The sequence below is a fragment of the Mesorhizobium sp. B3-1-7 genome (assembly GCF_006439385.1).
Lineage (GTDB): Bacteria > Pseudomonadota > Alphaproteobacteria > Rhizobiales > Rhizobiaceae > Mesorhizobium.
Map to the genome: position 1 here is coordinate 1 of NZ_VFTL01000049.1, position 18,850 is coordinate 18,850.

Sequence of the window (18,850 nt, forward strand, 5' to 3'; positions counted from 1 at the left end):
GGCAGGAAATGGCAGTCGCTCCTTCGCTCAACTGCCTCTCCAAAGAATCCTTTCTCAGCCTAAACTCAACCCCAAAAACGCCATATGCGATTCCCCTGCCCGCAAGGGGGAGATCAGCAGTTTCGGGCTCACTGCGTGTCGGCGTTCGCCCTCAACTCCGCCCGTTTCTCATCCGACACCACGGCAAGGTCGAGCACCTTCTGCAGGCCTGCCGCGTGCCGGAAGGTGGGTTCGGCCTGCACGCCGCTCCTCACCGCCTCGACGAAGCGCTGGTAGTTGGTCGGCACCGTGCCGGCATCGAGCTCCTCCCATTTGGCGTTCTCGACATTGCTGCCGACACACGCCTTCAGAGCCGAGCCCTCGAGATTGTGCACCACCTCGATGGCGCCTTTGTCGCCATGGATGCGCAGGCGCAGTTCGTTGATGTGGCCGGTGGCCCAGCGGCTGGCATGCACCACGCCGAAGGCGCCATTGGAGAAATCGAGCGTCATGGCGAAACTGTCGTTGGCGTCGAGCTGGTACTCGCCGATGCGGTTGTCCGGCGCCTTGTCGAAGGCGCGCAGCCGGCAGAACACATGGTCGATGTCGAGCGCCGCGCCATAGCTGGCGAAATCGAGGATGTGGATGCCGACATCGCCGAGCACGCCGTTGGAGCCGTGGCCGCGCGACAGTCGCCACAGCCATTTCGGATCGGTGCGCCAGTCGCCCCAGAATTTCGAGACCAGCCAGCTCTGCAGATAGGAGGCCTCGACATGGCGCACCGTGCCGATCTCGCCGGCCTGCACCATCCGGCGCGCCTTCTGCAGCGCGGCCACGTTGCGATAGGTGAGGTTGACCATATTGACGATGCCGGCGGCTTCCGCGGCGTCGGCCATTTCGCTCGCCCTGGCGAAATTCTCGGCCAGCGGCTTCTCGCACAGCACCGGCTTGCAGGCGGCGACCAGCGCCAGGGTGGTCGGGTGGTGGATGCGGTCCGGCGTGACATTGGCGACCGCGTCGAAATCGCCCCAGTCGAGCGCCGCCTCCAGCGAGGTGAAGCGCTTCGGAATCTTGAAGCCGTCTGCGTACTCGCCGACGCGCTTTTCATCGACATCGACGGCTGCCGCCAATTCCACGCCCTCGATGGCGCCGAATCGGCGGGCATGTTCCTGCGCCATCCAGCCGGTACCGAGTATCAAAAGCCGCATTTTCTGCTCCTCCGAGCGATTTGGTTCGATTCAATCATGTGGGGCGAATGTGACCCAGGCGCTGTATCGGCGCAATCCCAAGCGAAGCAGGGAAGTGCTTTTTTAGCGGAAGCCGGCCTCGCCATGCGCGTGCAGCTTGGGCCCGCGCTCCTCGATCGGCTCCAGCGCCTTCTCGACCGGCACGTTCGGCGCATCGAGGATGGCGGGCTTCGACCCCTGCGGGTTGTGCGCCCACTTCACCGCATTGCGCAGCACTTTCTGGACCGTCGCATCGTGATAGGTCGGGTAGGTTTCGTGTCCGGGGCGGAAGTAGAAGACATTGCCGGCGCCGCGCCGGTAAGTCAGGCCCGAGCGGAACACCTCGCCGCCCTGGAACCAGGAGATGAAGACTGTTTCCAGCGGCTCCGGCACGGCGAACTGCTCGCCATACATTTCCTCGTTTTCGAGCTCGAAGAATTCGCCGACGCCGTCGGCGATCGGATGGCTGGGGCTCGTCACCCAAAGCCGCTCGCGTTCGCCGGCCTCGCGCCATTTCAGCGTGCATGGCGTGCCCATCAGCCGCTTGAAGATCTTCGAGAAATGGCCGGAATGGAGCACGATCAGCCCCATGCCTTCCCAGACACGTTTTGCGACGCGCTCGACCACCTCGTCGGTCACCGCGCCATGGTCCTTGTGGCCCCACCAGACGAGCACGTCGGTTTCGGCGAGGCGGGATTCCGGCAGGCCGTGCTCGGGCTGCTCCAGCGTCGCCGTCGAGACGGAGATCGCCTTGTCCGCATTCAGCGCCTTGGCGATGGTCGCGTGCATGCCTTCCGGATAGATGCCGGCGACCACCTCATTGGTCCGCTCATGGATGTTCTCGCCCCAGACGACAGCGCGAATTGTCATGGATAGCCTCGTGTGTGATTGGGAGCCGCCCCGCGCCATAGATAGCGCCTTCGCCCGGTATTGAAAGCGGTTTTCGACCTTCGCCTCGCTGTGCATGGAGCCCGGCATGAAAGTCGCCTTACCGGCCAGCGATATACGTCCTTATGCTTCGACGTTAATTCAACCCTCGCACAGCCAATTGGCAAGCGCCGCGCCTCGGTTACAATGTCAGCCATGGGCGAAGTGCTTGTAGGGACAGCGATCTTTGCTTGCCTGGCCGGGGCCTCGCTGGTCAGCTTGATGGTGCACGAGCGCTTCCCCGCTCACCACCTTAGGGACGACACCAGCGCGGTGGTGCGGCTTGCCGCGAACCTTTTCGTGGTGATGTCCTCGCTTATGCTCGGTCTGATGATCAACTCGGCCAAGAACACGTTTGAGTCCATCAACGGCAACGTACACACCTTCGCCACCGAGATTATTCTGCTCGACCGAACACTCCGGCATTACGGACCGGAGGCGGACAGCGCCCGGCAGTCGCTTGCTGCCTATGTCCAGCGCGTCGTCGACACCTCCACCGCCGACAGCGACACAACCGTCGTCCCGAACAGGCTGTCGGAACTGCTGCTCTATCAGGTCGGAGACATCCTGGCGGGATTGACGCCCGCGGATGCCAAGCAGACCGCCGCGCAACAGGCTGCGACGCAGCAACTCCAGAAGCTGATCGAGCAGCGCTGGATACTGGCCGAGCAATCCGAGGGCGCCATCCCAGCGCCGCTGATCGTGCTGCTCGTGGCATGGCTGACGCTTATTTTCGCCAGCTTCGGCTTCCGGGCACCGCACAATGGCACCGTCGTCTTCACATGCCTCGTTTCCGGAGCGCTGGCGGCGGCGGCGGCGGTCTATTTGATCATCGACATGGACAGTCCCTTCTCAGGCCCGATCCAGGTCTCGCCGACGCCCCTGCAAAGGGCGCTGGCGGAACTAACGACGCAATGAGTTCACCGGCTAGGTTGCCCCGCCAATTCAATCAGCAGCCTTGCCGCCACCTCGGCGCCGTCGGCGCGGATCTTGCCGGCCACTGCCGCAGCACGCGTGCTAGTTTCGGGCGCCAGCGCCACATCCAACGCCGCCGACAACGACTCCGCGCTCGGCACCGGACCGTCATTCGCCGCCCCTATGCCCAGTTCGGCCACCCGCCGCGCCCAGTAAGGCTGGTCGCCGATCTGCGGCACGATCGCCTGCGGCGCTCCCGCCCGCGCAGCGGCAACGGTCGTGCCGGCGCCGCCATGGTGGATGACGGCGGCGACGCGGCCGAACAGCACCTGCTGGTTGACCTCGCCGACGGCGAAGCAGTCGTCGCGGTCGTCGACGGTGCCGAGCTCGGCCCAGCCACGCGCGATGACCGCGCGAAGGCCCCTGGCGCGGATTGCCGCGATGGCGGTGCTGCCGGCTTCCTTGGCTACCGATATCGAGCCGAAGCCGACATAGACAGGTGGCGGGCCTGAATCGAGAAAGGCTTCCAGGCCATCGAGGAGGGGCCGCTCGTCCGGCAGGATGAAGGCGCCGGTCTGGACGGCGTCGATCAGGTCCGAGCCCGGCCATGGCCCAAGCGTCGGGTCGCAGGCGAGCAGGACGGGATTGCCGTAGACATAGTCCCGGACATTTTCCACCGGGAGCAGCCCGAGCGATGCGCGCTGGCCGTTGACCGCTTCGCCGAAGAGCGCGTTCTTGGTCCGGATGTCCATCTCCCACAGCAGCCGGTTGTCGGTCACGCCGGGCGGCAGCGGATGGCTTGGATATTCATGCGGCCGGTTGTGCGGCGACGGCAGCCAGACGGGGCAGAACGTGCCGAGCATGTAGCGCATGCCGTGTTGCTCCGCGACCAGCCGCGCGGCGGCGCAGGACGGGAAGAGCCCGAACGCCACCACCGCGTCGCAGCCTTCGGCGGCTGCGCTAAGCGCCTCATATTGCCTGGCGACGATCTCGGCCGCCTGGGCGGCAATGAGCCTGGCCCGGCCTTCGGGCGACGCCGATCGCGACCGGTTGATCATTTCCTTCGCCCATTCGCGCACCGGCGCGAAGGCCGGGGCCATCGTCACGCCGGCGCGGGCGAGAAGCGCGGCAAACTCCGCGTCGCCCGGCGCGCTCACTTTGGCCTCGACGCCGTGCGCCTGCAACGCCGCGCCCAGCGCCGCCAGCGGTTCGACGTCGCCGCGCGAGCCGTAAGTCGATAACAGGATACGCATTCCGTGCTCCGTTATGGTTTTTCGGAGCAGCGTTGATACGCCATGGCCGGGGGCTTGCCGCAAGCCCGGGCTGCGCCATATCTACCATCTGGGAAGGGTCGTTATCGCTTCCTCCGATGAGGTTGCGATCGTCGCCATGGTTTAAGCGACGGCAAATACTTGGGCGCGTCTTGGCGCCAAGCCCTTCGGATCAGCAAGTGGGGATCGATAACAGCCGGCGACCAGCGCGCCGGCCGGTTCGGCTTAACCTTGGCGGCCCTCCTGGGCGACCTGGGTGGGGGACCTTGTGAGCCGCGGGACGACGACAAGACGCTTGATCTTGCCCTTTTTGTAAGCGGCGAGGAAGCGGTGGTAGTCCCTGAAGACGACGCAGCCATTGGACTCGGCGCGGCCGCCGCGCAGCATATAGGTATGCGCGAGCAGGCCGTTGCGGCCGTATTTGTTCCTGCCGCTGGCCGGCGTCAGCCGGATCGCCTCGACGCCATGGAAGCGCGATTCACGGATGGACAGATTGTATGTGTCGGGCGGTGTCGGACCGACATTCTTGCGGTCCACGAAGCGTGGCTGGTCGACCATCGAACCAAGTCCCGAATGCGCCTCCAGCTTCGAGCCGTCGGGCATGTAGACGGTCCTCGCCGAAATATCGTAGACGGCGACGCCATTGCCCGTGGAGGGACCGTTGAAAAGATTGCGGAACGCGCTGCCGAGGCCGCCTCTTTCCGGCGTGTCAGGCTTGGCATAGGCGAGCATCTCGGACGCCTGCGCCTTGCGCTTGCCGGGCTTGGAGTCGGCCACGAGCGGCTTTGAGCCCGGCACGCCCGGCAGGGCCTGGTCGCCGTTCCTGGGCGAGACCGCCGTCGGCGCGCTTTGCGCGGTGTCGGCCGGCTGCGGCTTGGCCCTGGCCGCCTGCGGCTTCGCGCTCTCTGGTTTCTGCGGCTTGGCCGCGTTCTGTTCGGGCGCCTCGGCAGCGCGATCGAGTGTGGTGCGCGGTCGAAGGCCGGGCACGGCGATGGTGTCGGGCAAATCGTCCTGCGGCGGCAGCGAGGCGACCTGATACTCGCCGTCCTGGCCGTTGTCCGGGGTGTCGGCGACATTTGGCGCGTCGCTGTTTTCGAGCGCGACGGCGGTCGGAACGTCCGCCGTATCCTCCTGCGCCACGTTGGCAAGCGCCAGCGCCAGTTCGGAAGCGCCGGCGATTTGGGCCGGCTGCGAACCGAAGCGGGCTTCTGCCGGGGCATCCGGCTCAGCGCCCCCGAAGCGGCTGGCCGAGGGCAGGCCGGCAAGCAGGAACGGCGCGTTCTCGGCGCGGGCAAAGGCTTCGGCAAGCTTCTGCGGCGAAAGCGCGGCCTTTTTCACCACGCCGTCGAAACGGTCGGCGGCTCCGGCGGCCGAAGCCACCACCACCACCTTCTCCTGCGCGACGCTGTCGGGCGCCGGCAGCCTGAGGCGCGCCATCTTGCCGTCGTGGCCTTCATTCTTCGGTTTTTCAGCAGCTTGGCCGTCATGTCTGAAGCTTGTTGCGAGGCTGAAACAGCCGGCGTCGCAGCCACCGATGAGCGAGCCCGCCTGGTAGCCGCCATTGGCGGAAAGACGCGGCGCCCAGGCGTTGGCGATCAGCCGGCGCTGGTCGCCAAGCGCGATGTTGCGCGGCGAAAGCAGGCCTTGCGGCAATCCATTGGAAGCTGCGGTCAGCGAGGTGCTCACCGAATAGAGCCCCGCCAAGGTGGCGACAGACCATAGGGCGAGAGCGGCGCCGACAGCAGGCACCACGACCCAACGATGACCAGACTTTTTCGAAGTTACCCCCCCATCAGGAGCGTCACCCCGGCTTTTCAAACGCAAAAACGCCATACGACCACTCTCAATCGGCATGCCGGTTTGCGGACCTGGCACCCGTCACGATCACAGTTCGCTGGTGCCCCCTGCACCTTCACGCGTCTGTTGCCGATTGATTCAAAAGATGGACAAAGATGGTTAACCAATCCCTCCACCAATCGCCGATTTGGCGACGGTCCATACGAAAAAAGAGCTCTCCATGGTCTGCGCCACGGTAGAAATGCTCTCCCTCACCCGACTTGCTGCCCGTTTTTCCGGCCCCTGTCAAGAAACCGTGAAGCCTGGAACCGCAGCGTCTTCAGCCGGCTAGAGGTGGATTTGGGTCAAAATGCGACAGCTTGCAGAGTAGCGGAACAAGCCAGCCGCGAAACCTTTGGGCCAGGCGAAGCGGCTTCTGGGTGGCTGGCGGCCAGCTGTTTTTTGCGAAAATCACCCCAAAAAAGTCACCGCCTGCCATCGGAACGATCCCAGCCCCGGCCTAAGGCGCAGCCAGGCTGATCGGCTGCCTCGCTTGTCCTTGGACTGGCGCTTCATCAGGCGGACCGATGGCGGAGCACGGTTCGCCACTCATGCCAGATCAGCACCATCACCACGGCATCGAAGAAGGTCAGCACCAGCAGGCCTGGCGAATGCGTGTAGGAGTAGCGATAGACCTGGTAGGCCATGAAGGCGCCGAGCGCCGCCAGCGAGGCCGGGTAGGACCAGAGCTTGCCGCGCAGCAGGCCGATAACCAGAAGCAGCTTAATCAATCCGTGGCTGAGCAGGTAGAAGGCATAGAACTCCTTGCTCGCGACGGAGAACTCGGCGGCCATACGTGACAAATGGGTGGCTATGAAGTCGTTGGGATCCTCGACCAGTTCTTCCTGGGTGAACATGTTGACCCAGGAAGCGATGGTTTCGGTGGTGACGAGGTGAAGCAGGACGGCGCCGATGCACTCGATCAAGGCATGGGCACCTTTTAGCCATACGCTGATCTCAAAGAACTGGTGAATGCGGTGCTCGCCGGCGGGCTTCAACGATCGACCTTACTTTTGGACCAGGGATATCAGGTAGGAATGGACGCTTCTCTCACGCACTGGATCAGCGCGGCTGCCGGCATCAGCCCCCTCCTTGATAGGACAATGATCGCTATCTCACAATTCGGCGTGCCGCTGATGGTGATTGCGGTCGCCATGCAATGGTGGTCCAGGGACGATCGCCTCCACGTGCGCCATGCCTGCCTGTCCGCCGGCCTTTCCTTCCTGATCGGGCTGGCGATCAACCAGGCGATCCTGTTCGTCGTCCATCGGATCAGGCCGTACGACGCCGGCGTCACGCATCTTTTGATCGCGCCCAGCGCCGACTGGTCATTCCCCTCCGATCACGCGACCGCCAGCATGGCCATCGTCGCCGCCTTCGCCATGCAGGCGCTGCCGCGCCGTACGCTGGCGCTGTTCGTGATTGCGTTCGTCATCTGCTGGTCCAGGATCTTCATCGGAACGCATTATCTCAGCGACGTGATCGGCGGCGTCGCCACCGCCGCCATAGGAGCGCTGGCGGTCCGGCTGACCTATCGGGAGAATTCACGGCTCGACGCCTTCGCCACAAGGATCCTCTGAACGCGCCGCCAAGGCGCCCGACTGCGGAGCGGGATGATGGGACGGCGCATCACAAAAATGACGCCTGGCGTCTCAACCGCGCGAACTCCTCGAGGATTGCCAAGCGCTCGCCCCAGCTTTGTCGGGCTTGGTGCTCGCCAGTCATTCACTTGCTGCCTTGCTGTACTGCGCCCGGCACGATCAGCGCTCCCTGGTCAGGCCCCGAATATTTGAAGCCGATAAAAAACAGGGCGAAGATGAGAACGCAGATTGCCAGCACCGTGACGAGGGTCCTTCCCGGGTTTTCGGCTGGCGGTTTGTCTTCCATGGCAATTCGTCTCGGGATCTAAACTCGGCGACAACGCCAGGGTTCCCGCGCCTTCGCCGGCGTCAAGGCTGACGCTTCGCCACGAAATTCTTGCAGAGGCGGCTCCGAGTCCGCGAGGGGCATCACAAAAATGACGCGCTCTCACCGCTATATGCCAAGCTGGATGCGCTAAAGCAGGGTTCATCATTATGGATGCCAGCGAATTGCAGGCCATAGGCGATACGCTGATGCGCGTTGTCACCCCCGATATGAAACCGAAAGACCTGCTCAAGGCGGTGCGAAAACTGCACCCGGACGCCAAGAAGAGGGATATTGCCCGCGCGGCCTTCCACGCCATTATCGCCAACGCCGACCAGGATCCCGGCAAGTCGCGTAACCTTCAGGCCTTCGCGCTTGCCGAGCGTACGCAGCAATCGGAATAAATTGCTGCGAATTGTAGCGTCGGGCTTGCCGGAAACTTAATAAGCAACTGCTAATTTAATGGTTCAGCCGGCAGCTAGCCCCAACCGGTAATTAGATCCCATGACCAAAAACCTCGGCAATGCCAAACCCAGTGCTCCTGCCAAGGAGATAAACACCTCGCTGTTCAGCAAGGCCGCGCCGGCGGTGTTTCCGCTGGTCGTCGCGGCGCTCGGCTATCTCGTCGGCCGGCATTTCTTCGGTTTTTGACGCGGCCGGCTTGCGGCGCGCCTTATTTCCGGTCAATCCGATCGCAATTGGCCAATGACAATTCGGCCGTCTTGACTATGCCCTTTGGTCCTAGGGCCTAGGTCGTTCTTGTCCTTGGCCGGCCCCAAGCGCATCCTCACGACAGCCGGCGGCCTCGCAAACTCCGGTCAGGCCCGGCCGCCGAACCCAGTATCACCCCCCAAGGCTGCCGGGCCGCCGGCGCGCGGCGAGTTGATCCGCACTCTCGCACGGCCAAGTGACGGACTGCGCGATCCGCAGTTCCGTTCGGACGCCCTCCAAATCCGCTGCCGACCGAACGCCATTGCGAAGTCGAATTCCGCTGCGCGACGTGCAATTGCTGCGCCATACTCGTTTTTATTCGTGAGGCTTCGCAAACAGGTCGAATAACGGCGAGCTGCTTTGCATTAAAAATCAATAACCCCTGCTTTTCGGCAACTCCAGGCGCGCTAGATCGTATTGGGTCGGAGACAGGCAATTCTTCGAGCGAAGAGCAGGAGCTGTATATGGTAACAAGCGAGCCAGACAGTGTCCGCGTAAAAGCCGTCAATAACCAATGGATCGTGCGCGTCGTCGACGGCGGCAGGCTGACGCAGCAAGTGTTCGATGTCCACGCGCAGGCCGAGATCTTTGCCGAAGAGGAGCGGCTGCGATTGGGGCTGCCCGGGGAGCCTCCGGCGGAGGAGCCGGTCAGGCCGCTGGGAAGTGGGCGGGCTCGCTGACGGACCGCGGGGAATTGTTGTCCAATGAGGATCGACGGCTCGCGGATAGCAGACGCCGGCGGTTGGCCCAGCTGCGGCCTTGAGCAGGCCAGCGCGCAGAGGCAGGTCGCGCCGCCTACCCCAGATGCTCGGCTCTCAGCTTCTGCTTCATCCGCTCAAGCGCCGGCTGGCCGCCGGCCGCCAACTCATCCGCTATCTGCGCGAGCTTGTCGTCTGCCTGTCGATATTTGCCGCCCCAGGCGCCGAGCGTGGCGAGCACCGGCAAAAGGTCGATGCCGGCATCGGTCAGCCGATAGATCGCCTTCAGCCCGTGGCTCGGGTCGTCGCTGCGGGTGAGGATGCCTTCGTCCTGCAGCGTCTGCAGCCGCTCGGCCAGCGTGCGCGACGAGATGCCTTCGTCGGATTGCAGGAATTCGCGAAAGTGCTTCTTCCCGGCGAAGATCAGGTCGCGGATGATGAGCAGCGTCCAGCGGTCGCCGAGCAGCTCGAGCGACAGGTTGATCGGGCAGCCGGATCTTCCCTTGGTCGACATCGGTATGGTTCCATTTTTAAATCACTTTACTATTGACATCGTTCTCGCGTTGCGTCAAATGGTTCCGAAAGTAAATCATTTGAGCAAAGAGGAGGAGCGTCATGAACCAGCAAGCGAACCGCACGGTGGTGGTCGTCGGTGCAACCAGCGAGGTCGGCGCCGAGGTCTTGGCAAAGCTGACCAGGGCAGGGCATACGGTACGCGGCGTCGCCCGCAGCCTCGGCGTTGCGCTTGACGACCAGGCGGCGCTCGACGCCGCCTTCTCGGGCGCCGACGGCGCCTATGTGATAATCCCCTTCGATGTCACCACGCCCGATCTGCACAGGTTCGAGGACCAAGTCGGCGCACGGCTGGCATCATCCATCGCCAAGGCCGGCCTGCGCCGCGTCGTGCTGCTCAGCGGCCTCAATGCCCATCTCAGAATGGGTACCTCGCTTGGCGCCGCTCTGATGGAAGAGCGGCTTGCCGCACTAGGCCTGGAGGAGCTCGTCTATCTGCGCGCCTCCTTCTTCATGGAGAATTTCGTCAAGGGCATGGGCTTCGTCGAGCAGGCGGCGTCCGGCGTCTTCGCCTCGCCCTTCCGCGGCGACGTGCCGATGCCGTTGATTGCCGCCAAGGACGTTGGCGAGCGCGCCGCCGCCCTGTTGAGCGCCGAACATTTTCTGGCCCAGCGCGTCGTCGAATTGCACGGCGGCGGTTCCTACACGCTCGAACAGGCCACCACCATCCTAGGCCGGGCGATCGGCAAGGATGTCACCTATCATGAAGCGCCGTTCGCCGAAGCGCGGGCCGGCATGGTCGCCAACGGCATATCGGCGAGTTTTGCCGATGCGCTAGGCGAAACGGCGGCAAGCTTCAACAGAGGCGAGCGCTGGGCGCTGGAGGCACCCTCGGCCGAAAACGCCACGCCGACCACCTTCGAAGACTGGGCGCAGGCTTTCGCCCGTTCGCGCTGAGCCGCCTGAACCTTCACGGCAGAAATTCCTAGCGAGGAGACCCAAAATGAAAAAGCTCATCCTTCAGATGCAGATGTCGGTCGACGGCTTTGTCGGCGCGGACGAGGGGCATCGCTGGCAGCTCTGGGAATGGGGCGATGACAATGCCTGGGACGAAGAACTCAAGCAGGATTTCAACGCTGTCTTCCAAACAATCGACACCATCCTGTTGAGCCGCAAGATGGCCGAGGAGGGGTATCTGACCCATTGGGGCAACGCGGCGAGAAAATACCCGAAGGATCGCTTCTATGCCTTCGCGCGACGCATCGTCGAGGCTGAGAAGATCGTGGCGAGCGACAAGCTCGAGGCTTCGCGCTGGGAACGCACCCGCGTCGTCAGTGGCGACCTGCCGCGCGAGGTCGATGCGCTGAAGCAAGGCGCGGGCGGCAACATCGCCGTGTTCGGCGGCGCGGGCTTTGCCGCCGCGCTGATCGCCGCCGGCCTGGTCGACGAGTTCCAGCTCTTCATCAATCCGGCGGTTCTGGGCAGCGGCCGCCGCATCTTCGAGAAGGGTGGTTTTGCCAAGCTGAAGCTCCTCGGCTCGAAGCCCTATGCCAGCGGCATGGTGGTGAGCCGCTACGGGCCGGCACAATGAGGAGCGACACCGAGGTCGCGCCGGCTTGAATCAATCCGTCAGTGCGTCTTCTCAACCGCCTGTTTGGCCGTGCCTTTCGCGCATCGGCTGCGAGCCGCCTCCGCTGACCAACCGCAGGTGCGCGCCTGGCCGGCCGCTCCGTGGCCAGGCCGCCTGGTCGTTGCCCGCGGCGACGAACCAGCGGGCCTCGCGCGATGTCAGGCCGATAAGCACCCGGCCGGCATATTCGGCCGGCGCGCCATTGCCCGCATCGAACACCGCCCAACTGCCGCCGGGCGGCTCCTGCACCGCGACGAACCTCATCGCAGACTCCATCTGTGAAGAGGTGGGCAATATAGCAGGCGCGACTTGGCGTTCCTATGACGTGGCTCACATTGGCACACTTTTGCGGTGGATAGCTCGGCTCCGGCTGCAAGCAGGCCGTGTGTTCCACCAGTCTCCTTGGCTGCCCGGTCGCCCTATTGACCAGCCTGGTCGGCGTCGGTCAGCGTGCCGAGGAAAGCGACGATGTCGTCGATCTCGGCGTCGTTTAGCGCCGGCTTGTCGCCCGGCTTTTTGCCGTTGAAGGGTGGGTCGGTGTTGAGGTTCGGCCAGTAAGCCTTTGGCAGGTCGTCGAATTTGTCGACCGTGCCGTCCGTCTTCTTCGGATACCAGCGCCCGGGATCCGTATCGCGGCTGGCGTAGAAGGCGACCGCCTCGCGCAGCGAGTGGAAATAGCCGTTGTGGAAGAAGCTCTTTCGCAAGGCCACGTTGCGCAGGGTCGGCGTCTTGAACAGGCCGCAATATTCGGCGCGGCCTTTGAAATCGGTGCGCAGCGGTCCGCACAGGCCGAGGTCGACATAATTGGGATCGGCGTTGGCGGGGATCGCCGGATTGCGCGGCACGGCGATCGCGATCAGGCCGTAGTCGGTGAACTGCGGCGGCTCGCCGTCATTGGCGGGCTCGCTGAGATGGCAGCTCGCGCAATTGCCCTTCGCTTCGTCCTCGAACAGCATGCGGCCGCGCAATTCCTGCGCCGAGAGCTGCGCCTTGCCGGCGAGGAAAGCATCGTAGCGGCTGGAATAGGGATAGAAATCGGCGCTGCTCTGCTCGAATGTGCCGAGCGCTTCGACCGCGGCGTCGAAGGCATCCTGCGGGTGCTCAAACACATCGGCGCCGAACGCCGCCTCGAAGGCGCCGGCATAGGGCGCCTTGCGCAGCGCCGCGACCACCTCGGCCTCGTCCTTGTTGCCCATCTCGAAGGGCGACAGCAGCGGGATCCTCGCCTGGTCCTTGCCGTGGTCGGCGCGGCCGTCCCAGGTCAGGCCGCCGGTCGGGCCATTGTCGACGCTCTCGTCGCCTTCGTCCTCGGAGTCGTAGAAATGCTCGGTGAAGGCAGGCGCCGCCTGCAGGTAGCGCAGCGACGGCACGGCGCGAACGCCGGGCTGGTCGAGCTTGGCTCCGCCCATCTCGATGGGTGCCGCCGAGGCCGGCCCGAAGGCGTGGTTGGGATCGTGGCAGGACGAGCAGGCCTGCTTGCCCGAGGCGGAGAGCGAAGGGTCAAGGAACATCTGCCGCCCGAGCGCCGTCAGCGCGTCGGCGCGGGCGAAGGCTTCCTGGCGCGACATCGGGCCGGGGTGGACACCGGACCGCTCCGCGGTGCTCGCAGGCGCGGTCAAGCCGACGATCGAGGCCGCCAGAAGGGTGATCGCGTGATTTTTCCGTCCCATCGTCTGCGGCGACATCCCTGATTTCCTTCGCCCGATTTCGTTCGCGACGTAAGGATCGAGTGCAACGGATTGATGACCGGCTTTCTCGCTCACGAAACCGTGTTCGGACACTGCGGAAATGTCACATGGGTGACAAGGCTCCGAAGTAGCTCGGCATTGATGCAGTTGCGTTCCTGCATTGCCGTCCTCCAGCCATTCCTAAGCCACGAGGCATTTCCCGATGACCCGATTCTTTCTCTCCCCCCGGTCCTTCCTCTCGCTTTGCCTTGCCTCCACGGCGCTGGCATCGTTCTCCGCTGCTGCCCACGCGGCTCCTCCCGGCTACGACAAGATCGACACCGTCGTCGTCATCTACGCCGAGAACCGCAGCTTCGATAACCTCTACGGCGGCTTCCCCGGCGCCAACGGCCTGGCCAACGTTTCGCCCGACCAGGCGCGTCAGCTCGACCGCGACGGCAAGCCGCTTTCCGAACTGCCGCCGGCCTGGGGCGGCTTGACCGGCAAGGGCGTCACGCCGGCGGTGACGGAGGCGCAGAGCGCGCATCTGGCCAACGCCACCTTCGCCATCGACGATCCCAAGGGCTTCAACGAGGGCACCAACGTCGTCACGCACGACCTCTGGCACCGCTTCTACCAGGAGCAGATGCAGATCGACGGCGGCCGGAACGACAAATTCGTCGCCTGGGCCGATTCCGGCTCGCTGGTCATGGGCCACTATGACGGCTCCAACCTGCCAATGTGGGCGATCGCCAAAAAATACGTGCTGGCGGACAATTTCTTCCAGGGCGCCTTCGGCGGCTCCTTCCTCAACCACTTCATGCTCGCCTGCGCCTGCGCGCCCCACTATCCCAATGCCGACACCAGCCCGGTGAAGGGCCAGATCGCCGTTGTCGAGCCGGATGGCGTGACGCTGAAGCCGGCCGACAACTCGCCCGCCTCGGCGCTGGGCGGCGTGCCGAAATTCGCCAATGACGGCGCCATCACGCCCGACTTCTACGCCGTCAACACCATGCAGCCGCCTTACCAGCCGAGCGCCAACAAGCCGGCCGAGGGCGGCGACAAGACGCTCGCCGATCCGGCGCAGCCGACCACGCTCCCGCCGCAGCACGAGATCACCATCGGCGATCTGCTCTCGCTCAAGGGCATTTCCTGGGCCTGGTATGCGGGCGCCTGGCAGGCGGCGCTCGACGGCAAGAACGCGACGCCTGTGCCGAACTTCCAGTTCCACCACCAGCCCTTCAACTATTTCGCGGCCTATGCCCCGGGCACGACCGCGCGGGCCGAGCACCTCAAGGATGGCGGCCTTGACGGCGTGGAGTTCATCAAGGCGATCGACGACGGCAAGCTGCCGTCCGTCACCTTCTATAAGCCGCAGGGCAACCTCAACGAACATGCCGGCTATGCCGATGTGACCTCGGGCGACCAGCACTTGGCCGACCTCGTTTCGCATCTGGAGAAGAGCCCGCAATGGGCCCATATGCTGGTCGTCATCACCTATGACGAGAATGGCGGCTTCTGGGATCACGTCGCGCCGCCCAAGGCCGACCGCTGGGGCCCGGGCAACCGCATCCCGGCCTTCATCATCTCGCCCTATGCGAAGATGGGCACGGTCGACCACACCCAATACGACACGACCTCGATCCTGCGTTTCATCACCGCCCGCTACGACCTGCCGGTGCTGCCGGGCCTCATCGCCCGCGACAAGGCGCTGCGCAACAACGACCAGCCGCCGATGGGGGATCTGACGGCGGCGCTCGACCTGACGAAGTAGCGTTTCAGAACTGGTTCCTCTCCCCGCCAAGAGGCGGGGGAGAGGTGTCCGCGAAGCGGACGGAGAGGGGGCCTTCGTAGGGCGCTCCCCTCTCAGTCTCGGCTTCGCCGAGCCACCTCTCCCCCATTTCATGAGGGCGAGGAAACGCCAATCGCCCACGGCCTGCCTCGGCGATTGCCTCAGTGAATTCACGTCCGCTATCAATGTCTCCGAATTGGAGACCACGCGATGGCAGACCTGAAAGTCAGAACCCGAAACGCCGGCGCGCTCGCCGTCCTGCCACCGGTCGGCCTGCCGCTGGTCACGACACCGACCGGCGGCACCGTCGATGTGGTCACGCAGGTGAGCGCCCAGGGCTTCAGCCCGCTCGATCTGCTCTATGCCTCTTTAGCCGCCTGCATGGTGCTCAGCGCCCGCATCGCCGCCACCCGCCTAGGGGTCGCCGACCGGCTGGGCGAGGTGAGGGCGGATGTGACCGGCGACAAGGCGAAGGACGAGCCGTCGCGGCTGGAAACCTTCAATATTCGCCTGACGATCGCCGGAGACCTCGATGCCGCGACGAAAGAGCGGATCCTGGCGGATGCCGAGGATATCTGCACCGTCTCAAACACGCTGCGCGGCGCGCCGGCACTTCACGCGACGCTCGGGTGAGACCGATGGCGCATCTTTCGCCGATCGACTACGCGACCGCTTCCGTCGAGATCCGCGCCGAGCACGACCGCGAGCTCGCCCTGCGCGGCCGCATGACCAACATGAAGCGCATCCTGCTCCACTCGCCGGCCGCGCATCGCATCTACGCCGAATGGTTCACGCTGCGCGACCTCTTGCGCCCCACGCTCGATGACCGCGCCATCTGGCTGTTCTCGAAGACGATCGCCGAGGCGATGCGGGCAGAAATCCCGGTTACTTTCTTCCGCCGCGCGCTGATCGATAGCGGCCTCGATCCCGAGGCGATCGAGCCGTCGACCGACGAGGCGCTGCTGATCGGTTTCGGCAAGGCGGTCGCAGCGGACGCCAATGCCGTTCCGGACGAGACCTGGGCCGCGCTCAAGGCGCGCTACGACGAGACGCTGCTCATCAACCTCACCGCCTTCGCCGGCATCATGGTGGCAACCTGCGTGTTCGCCAATGCGGTCAAGGTGGATCTCGATCCGGAGCTGGAGACGTATCGCCAGCAGTGAAGCTGCTGATCTCCCCCCGCAAGGACGGAGATTGGCAGCTCGAGCGCCTCGCCACTTTGCCATGAATCGGGTGGTTTGGCCCCGTCGCTCGCCCCATCTTCGGGTAAGCAAGCGATGGAGCCAACCCATGACCATCCATTCCCTGAACACCAAACGCGCCAGCCGCTCAACCGAAGCCCGCGTCGCCGCGCAGGATTGGCGCGTCCTGGTCACCGAGCTCAACGTCAATGGCTGCGCCGTCATGCCGGACCTGCTCGCGCCCGAGGAATGCGCCGACCTCGCTGCGCTCTATCCGCATGAAGAGCATTTCCGCAGCCATGTGGTGATGGCGCGTCACGGCTTCGGCAAGGGCGAATATCGCTACTTCAAATATCCGCTGCCGGACCTGATCGAGGGCCTGCGCACCGCGCTCTATCCGCGCCTCGCCACGGTCGCCAATGACTGGAACGAGAAGATGGGCGTGGCGCTGCGTTATCCGGCCGAACACGCCGCCTTCCTGAAGCGCTGCCACGACGAAGGCCAGGTGAGGCCGACGCCGCTTCTGCTGCAATACGGCCCCGGCGACTTCAACTGCCTGCATCAGGATCTTTACGGCGCACTCGCCTTTCCGCTGCAGGTGGCGGTCCTGTTGTCCGAGCCGGGTGAGGATTTCACCGGCGGCGAATTCGTGCTCACCGAGCAGCGCCCGCGCATGCAAAGCCGCGCCGAGGTGGTGCCGTTGAAGCGCGGCGATGCGGTGATCTTTGCGGTTCACAACCGGCCGGTGCAAGGCACGAAGGGGTACTATCGCGTCAACCTGCGCCATGGCGTGAGCCGCTTGCGGTCGGGGCGGCGGCATACGGTCGGGATCATCTTCCACGACGCGAGATGAGTAGGCAGTAGGTTACGTCGAGGCCGACAAGCGATGAGGGGTTCCTTTATCCCGCGCATTCGATTATTGGCCCTACTCCCTACTCCCTACTCCCTACTCCCTACGAGCCCATGATCCGTCTTGAAAATATCGGCAAGCAGAACGGCCGACAGATCGTCTTCATCGAAGCCTCGGCCGCCTTGCAGAAGGGCGAGAAGGTCGGACTGGTCGGCCCGAACGGCGCCGGCAAGACGACGTTGTTCCGCATGATCATCGGCCAGGAGCAGCCGGACGAGGGCCAGGTCTCGGTCGATCGCGGCGTCACCATCGGCTATTTCAGCCAGGATGTCGGCGACATGGGCGGTTTGAGCGCCGTGGCAGAGGTCATGGAGGGCGCAGGGCCGGTCAGCGCGGTGGCCGCCGAGATGCGCGAGCTCGAGCATGCCATGGGCGATCCCGACCGCGCCGACGAGATGGACCAGATCATCGAGCACTACGGCGAACTGCAGCACCGCTTCGAGGAACTCGACGGCTATGCGCTGGACGGTCGCGCCCGCGAGGTGCTCGACGGCCTCGGCTTCAGCCAGGAGATGATGGACGGCGACGTTTCGAAACTCTCCGGGGGCTGGAAGATGCGCGTCGCGCTTGCCCGTATCCTCGTGATGCGGCCCGACGTCATGCTGCTCGACGAGCCGTCGAACCATCTCGACCTCGAAAGCCTGATCTGGCTGGAGAAATTCCTCAAGGATTACGACGGCGCGCTGCTCATGACCTCGCACGACCGCGAGTTCATGAACCGCATCGTCAACAAGATCATCGAGATCGACGCCGGCGCGCTGACCTCCTATTCCGGCAATTACGAATTCTACCAGGAGCAGCGCGCGCTGGCCGACAAGCAGTTGCAAGCGCAGTTCGAGCGCCAGCAGGCGATGCTGGCCAAGGAGATCGCCTTCATCGAGCGGTTCAAGGCGCGCGCTTCCCATGCCGCCCAGGTGCAGAGCCGGGTGAAGAAGCTCGACAAGATCGACCGCGTCGAACCGCCGAAGCGCCGCCAGACGGTGGCCTTCGAGTTCCAGCCGGCGCCGCGCTGCGGCGAGGACGTGGCGACGCTGAAGGGCATCCACAAGGCCTATGGCAGCCGCAACATCTATTCGGGCCTCGACTTCCAGATCCGCCGCCGCGAGCGCTGGTGCGTGATGGGCGTCAACGGCGCCGGCAAGTCGACGCTTCTGAAGCTGGTCGCCGGCGCCTCCGAGCCGGACGAGGGCTCCGTCGCGCGCGGCCCGAGCGTCAAGATGGGCTATTTCGCCCAGCATGCCATGGAGCTGCTCGATGGCGAGCGCACCGTCTTCCAGACGCTGGAGGACTCGTTTCCGCAGGCCGGTCAGGCGCCGCTGCGCGCGCTTGCCGGCTGCTTCGGCTTCTCCGGCGACGAGATCGAGAAGAAGTGCCGCGTGCTGTCGGGCGGCGAGAAGGCGCGGCTGGTGATGGCGCTGATGCTGTTCGACCCGCCCAACCTACTGGTGCTCGACGAGCCGACCAACCACCTCGACATCACTACCAAGCAGATGCTGATCGAGGCGCTGGCGCAATATGAAGGCACCATGCTCTTCGTCTCGCACGACCGCCATTTCCTGGCGGCACTCTCCAACCGCGTGCTGGAACTGACGCCAGACGGCATCCACACCTATGGCGGCGGCTATACCGAATATGTCGCCCGCACCGGCCAGGAAGCGCCGGGGCTGAGAGGGTAGGCAGGCCGGCCCT

The 18,850-nt window shown here is 64.5% G+C and carries 21 protein-coding genes; 12 read left to right on the forward strand and 9 right to left on the reverse strand.

Features of this window, described 5'->3' with window-relative positions; translation table 11 throughout:
• Window positions 1–128 precede the first annotated feature (128 nt).
• Both FJ417_RS29765 and FJ417_RS29770 read right to left on the reverse strand, forming a co-directional pair.
• Window positions 129–1,187, reverse strand: coding sequence for a Gfo/Idh/MocA family oxidoreductase (locus FJ417_RS29765; protein ID WP_140785905.1), 1,059 nt, complete (start codon window positions 1,185–1,187; stop codon window positions 129–131).
• Between the two features lie 102 nt (window positions 1,188–1,289).
• Complete coding sequence (locus FJ417_RS29770; protein WP_140785906.1) at window positions 1,290–2,075, reverse strand: ThuA domain-containing protein; 786 nt, start codon at window positions 2,073–2,075, stop codon at window positions 1,290–1,292.
• Between the two features lie 213 nt (window positions 2,076–2,288).
• On the opposite strand from FJ417_RS29770, the gene FJ417_RS29775 reads away from it, so the two are divergent.
• Window positions 2,289–3,050: a DUF4239 domain-containing protein gene (locus FJ417_RS29775; RefSeq protein ID WP_246687592.1), complete on the forward strand. Its 762-nt coding sequence runs from the start codon at window positions 2,289–2,291 to the stop codon at window positions 3,048–3,050.
• Window positions 3,051–3,052: 2 nt separating this feature from the next.
• Here FJ417_RS29775 and FJ417_RS29780 read toward each other — a convergent pair whose 3' ends face one another.
• From FJ417_RS29780 to FJ417_RS29790, 3 genes are all read right to left on the reverse strand, one after another.
• On the reverse strand, window positions 3,053–4,300 hold the full coding sequence (locus FJ417_RS29780) for a glycosyltransferase (RefSeq protein ID WP_140785908.1): 1,248 nt from the start codon (window positions 4,298–4,300) through the stop codon (window positions 3,053–3,055).
• A 243-nt stretch (window positions 4,301–4,543) separates the two neighbouring features.
• Window positions 4,544–6,067 (reverse strand): tlde1 domain-containing protein, encoded by a 1,524-nt coding sequence (locus FJ417_RS29785; protein WP_348639956.1) that lies wholly within the window; start codon window positions 6,065–6,067, stop codon window positions 4,544–4,546.
• Window positions 6,068–6,669: 602 nt separating this feature from the next.
• Complete coding sequence (locus FJ417_RS29790) at window positions 6,670–7,152, reverse strand: DUF2127 domain-containing protein (RefSeq protein WP_140785910.1); 483 nt, start codon at window positions 7,150–7,152, stop codon at window positions 6,670–6,672.
• Here FJ417_RS29790 and FJ417_RS29795 point away from each other — a divergent pair.
• A complete protein-coding gene (locus tag FJ417_RS29795) occupies window positions 7,132–7,734 on the forward strand; it encodes a phosphatase PAP2 family protein (protein WP_348639957.1) in 603 nt (200 codons plus the stop codon). The two genes, FJ417_RS29790 and FJ417_RS29795, sit on opposite strands and share 21 nt — an antisense overlap.
• 145 nt (window positions 7,735–7,879) lie before the next feature.
• On the opposite strand, the gene FJ417_RS33295 is transcribed toward FJ417_RS29795, so the two are convergent.
• Window positions 7,880–8,041 carry a hypothetical protein gene (locus FJ417_RS33295; RefSeq protein WP_181167121.1) on the reverse strand — a complete coding sequence of 54 codons (162 nt, stop codon included), beginning with the start codon at window positions 8,039–8,041 and terminating at the stop codon, window positions 7,880–7,882.
• Window positions 8,042–8,229: 188 nt separating this feature from the next.
• Here FJ417_RS33295 and FJ417_RS29800 point away from each other — a divergent pair, with 188 nt between their 5' ends.
• The 3 genes from FJ417_RS29800 (at window position 8,230) to FJ417_RS29805 (ending at window position 9,450) form a co-directional block, all read left to right on the forward strand.
• A complete protein-coding gene (locus tag FJ417_RS29800) occupies window positions 8,230–8,463 on the forward strand; it encodes a hypothetical protein (RefSeq protein WP_095767121.1) in 234 nt (77 codons plus the stop codon).
• A gap of 100 nt (window positions 8,464–8,563) precedes the next feature.
• Entirely contained in the window at window positions 8,564–8,710 is a 147-nt protein-coding gene (locus FJ417_RS33300; RefSeq protein ID WP_181175240.1) for a hypothetical protein, read from the forward strand.
• 524 nt (window positions 8,711–9,234) lie between these two features.
• Entirely contained in the window at window positions 9,235–9,450 is a 216-nt protein-coding gene (locus FJ417_RS29805; protein WP_140651930.1) for a hypothetical protein, read from the forward strand.
• A 115-nt stretch (window positions 9,451–9,565) separates the two neighbouring features.
• On the opposite strand, the gene FJ417_RS29810 is transcribed toward FJ417_RS29805, so the two are convergent.
• Complete coding sequence (locus FJ417_RS29810; protein ID WP_140644987.1) at window positions 9,566–9,982, reverse strand: helix-turn-helix domain-containing protein; 417 nt, start codon at window positions 9,980–9,982, stop codon at window positions 9,566–9,568.
• Between the two features lie 101 nt (window positions 9,983–10,083).
• Here FJ417_RS29810 and FJ417_RS29815 point away from each other — a divergent pair, with 101 nt between their 5' ends.
• Together FJ417_RS29815 and FJ417_RS29820 are read left to right on the forward strand one after the other, a co-directional pair.
• Window positions 10,084–10,938 (forward strand): NmrA family NAD(P)-binding protein, encoded by an 855-nt coding sequence (locus FJ417_RS29815; RefSeq protein WP_140785912.1) that lies wholly within the window; start codon window positions 10,084–10,086, stop codon window positions 10,936–10,938.
• A 46-nt stretch (window positions 10,939–10,984) separates the two neighbouring features.
• On the forward strand, window positions 10,985–11,572 hold the full coding sequence (locus FJ417_RS29820; RefSeq protein WP_140785913.1) for a dihydrofolate reductase family protein: 588 nt from the start codon (window positions 10,985–10,987) through the stop codon (window positions 11,570–11,572).
• A 51-nt stretch (window positions 11,573–11,623) separates the two neighbouring features.
• On the opposite strand, the gene FJ417_RS29825 is transcribed toward FJ417_RS29820, so the two are convergent.
• Window positions 11,624–11,875, reverse strand: coding sequence for a hypothetical protein (locus FJ417_RS29825; protein WP_140785914.1), 252 nt, complete (start codon window positions 11,873–11,875; stop codon window positions 11,624–11,626).
• 155 nt (window positions 11,876–12,030) lie between these two features.
• Window positions 12,031–13,296, reverse strand: a complete 1,266-nt coding sequence (locus FJ417_RS29830; RefSeq protein ID WP_140785915.1) for a cytochrome c peroxidase — start codon at window positions 13,294–13,296, stop codon at window positions 12,031–12,033.
• Between the two features lie 205 nt (window positions 13,297–13,501).
• Here FJ417_RS29830 and FJ417_RS29835 point away from each other — a divergent pair, with 205 nt between their 5' ends.
• The 5 genes from FJ417_RS29835 (at window position 13,502) to FJ417_RS29855 (ending at window position 18,837) form a co-directional block, all read left to right on the forward strand.
• Window positions 13,502–15,052 (forward strand): acid phosphatase, encoded by a 1,551-nt coding sequence (locus FJ417_RS29835; protein ID WP_140785916.1) that lies wholly within the window; start codon window positions 13,502–13,504, stop codon window positions 15,050–15,052.
• 228 nt (window positions 15,053–15,280) lie between these two features.
• Window positions 15,281–15,703, forward strand: coding sequence for an OsmC family protein (locus FJ417_RS29840; RefSeq protein ID WP_140785917.1), 423 nt, complete (start codon window positions 15,281–15,283; stop codon window positions 15,701–15,703).
• Between the two features lie 5 nt (window positions 15,704–15,708).
• The gene (locus FJ417_RS29845; protein ID WP_140785918.1) at window positions 15,709–16,233 is read left to right on the forward strand and encodes a hypothetical protein; all 525 of its coding nucleotides are present in this window, start codon (window positions 15,709–15,711) and stop codon (window positions 16,231–16,233) included.
• A gap of 127 nt (window positions 16,234–16,360) precedes the next feature.
• Window positions 16,361–17,104, forward strand: coding sequence for a 2OG-Fe(II) oxygenase (locus FJ417_RS29850; protein ID WP_140785919.1), 744 nt, complete (start codon window positions 16,361–16,363; stop codon window positions 17,102–17,104).
• Window positions 17,105–17,214: 110 nt separating this feature from the next.
• Window positions 17,215–18,837, forward strand: a complete 1,623-nt coding sequence (locus tag FJ417_RS29855) for an ABC-F family ATP-binding cassette domain-containing protein (protein WP_140785920.1) — start codon at window positions 17,215–17,217, stop codon at window positions 18,835–18,837.
• Window positions 18,838–18,850 lie beyond the last annotated feature (13 nt).

Bases quoted from the DNA above. Each gene is read 5' to 3' on its own strand.
- FJ417_RS29765 (WP_140785905.1), bottom strand. From the start codon at position 1,187: ATGCGGCTTTTGATACTCGGTACCGGCTGGATGGCGCAGGAACATGCC.
- FJ417_RS29770 (WP_140785906.1), bottom strand. From the start codon at position 2,075: ATGACAATTCGCGCTGTCGTCTGGGGCGAGAACATCCATGAGCGGACC.
- FJ417_RS29775 (WP_246687592.1), top strand. From the start codon at position 2,289: ATGGGCGAAGTGCTTGTAGGGACAGCGATCTTTGCTTGCCTGGCCGGG.
- FJ417_RS29780 (WP_140785908.1), bottom strand. From the start codon at position 4,300: ATGCGTATCCTGTTATCGACTTACGGCTCGCGCGGCGACGTCGAACCG.
- FJ417_RS33295 (WP_181167121.1), bottom strand. From the start codon at position 8,041: ATGGAAGACAAACCGCCAGCCGAAAACCCGGGAAGGACCCTCGTCACG.
- FJ417_RS29800 (WP_095767121.1), top strand. From the start codon at position 8,230: ATGGATGCCAGCGAATTGCAGGCCATAGGCGATACGCTGATGCGCGTT.
- FJ417_RS33300 (WP_181175240.1), top strand. From the start codon at position 8,564: ATGACCAAAAACCTCGGCAATGCCAAACCCAGTGCTCCTGCCAAGGAG.
- FJ417_RS29805 (WP_140651930.1), top strand. From the start codon at position 9,235: ATGGTAACAAGCGAGCCAGACAGTGTCCGCGTAAAAGCCGTCAATAAC.
- FJ417_RS29810 (WP_140644987.1), bottom strand. From the start codon at position 9,982: ATGTCGACCAAGGGAAGATCCGGCTGCCCGATCAACCTGTCGCTCGAG.
- FJ417_RS29815 (WP_140785912.1), top strand. From the start codon at position 10,084: ATGAACCAGCAAGCGAACCGCACGGTGGTGGTCGTCGGTGCAACCAGC.
- FJ417_RS29820 (WP_140785913.1), top strand. From the start codon at position 10,985: ATGAAAAAGCTCATCCTTCAGATGCAGATGTCGGTCGACGGCTTTGTC.
- FJ417_RS29825 (WP_140785914.1), bottom strand. From the start codon at position 11,875: ATGAGGTTCGTCGCGGTGCAGGAGCCGCCCGGCGGCAGTTGGGCGGTG.
- FJ417_RS29830 (WP_140785915.1), bottom strand. From the start codon at position 13,296: ATGTCGCCGCAGACGATGGGACGGAAAAATCACGCGATCACCCTTCTG.
- FJ417_RS29835 (WP_140785916.1), top strand. From the start codon at position 13,502: ATGACCCGATTCTTTCTCTCCCCCCGGTCCTTCCTCTCGCTTTGCCTT.
- FJ417_RS29840 (WP_140785917.1), top strand. From the start codon at position 15,281: ATGGCAGACCTGAAAGTCAGAACCCGAAACGCCGGCGCGCTCGCCGTC.
- FJ417_RS29845 (WP_140785918.1), top strand. From the start codon at position 15,709: ATGGCGCATCTTTCGCCGATCGACTACGCGACCGCTTCCGTCGAGATC.
- FJ417_RS29850 (WP_140785919.1), top strand. From the start codon at position 16,361: ATGACCATCCATTCCCTGAACACCAAACGCGCCAGCCGCTCAACCGAA.
- FJ417_RS29855 (WP_140785920.1), top strand. From the start codon at position 17,215: ATGATCCGTCTTGAAAATATCGGCAAGCAGAACGGCCGACAGATCGTC.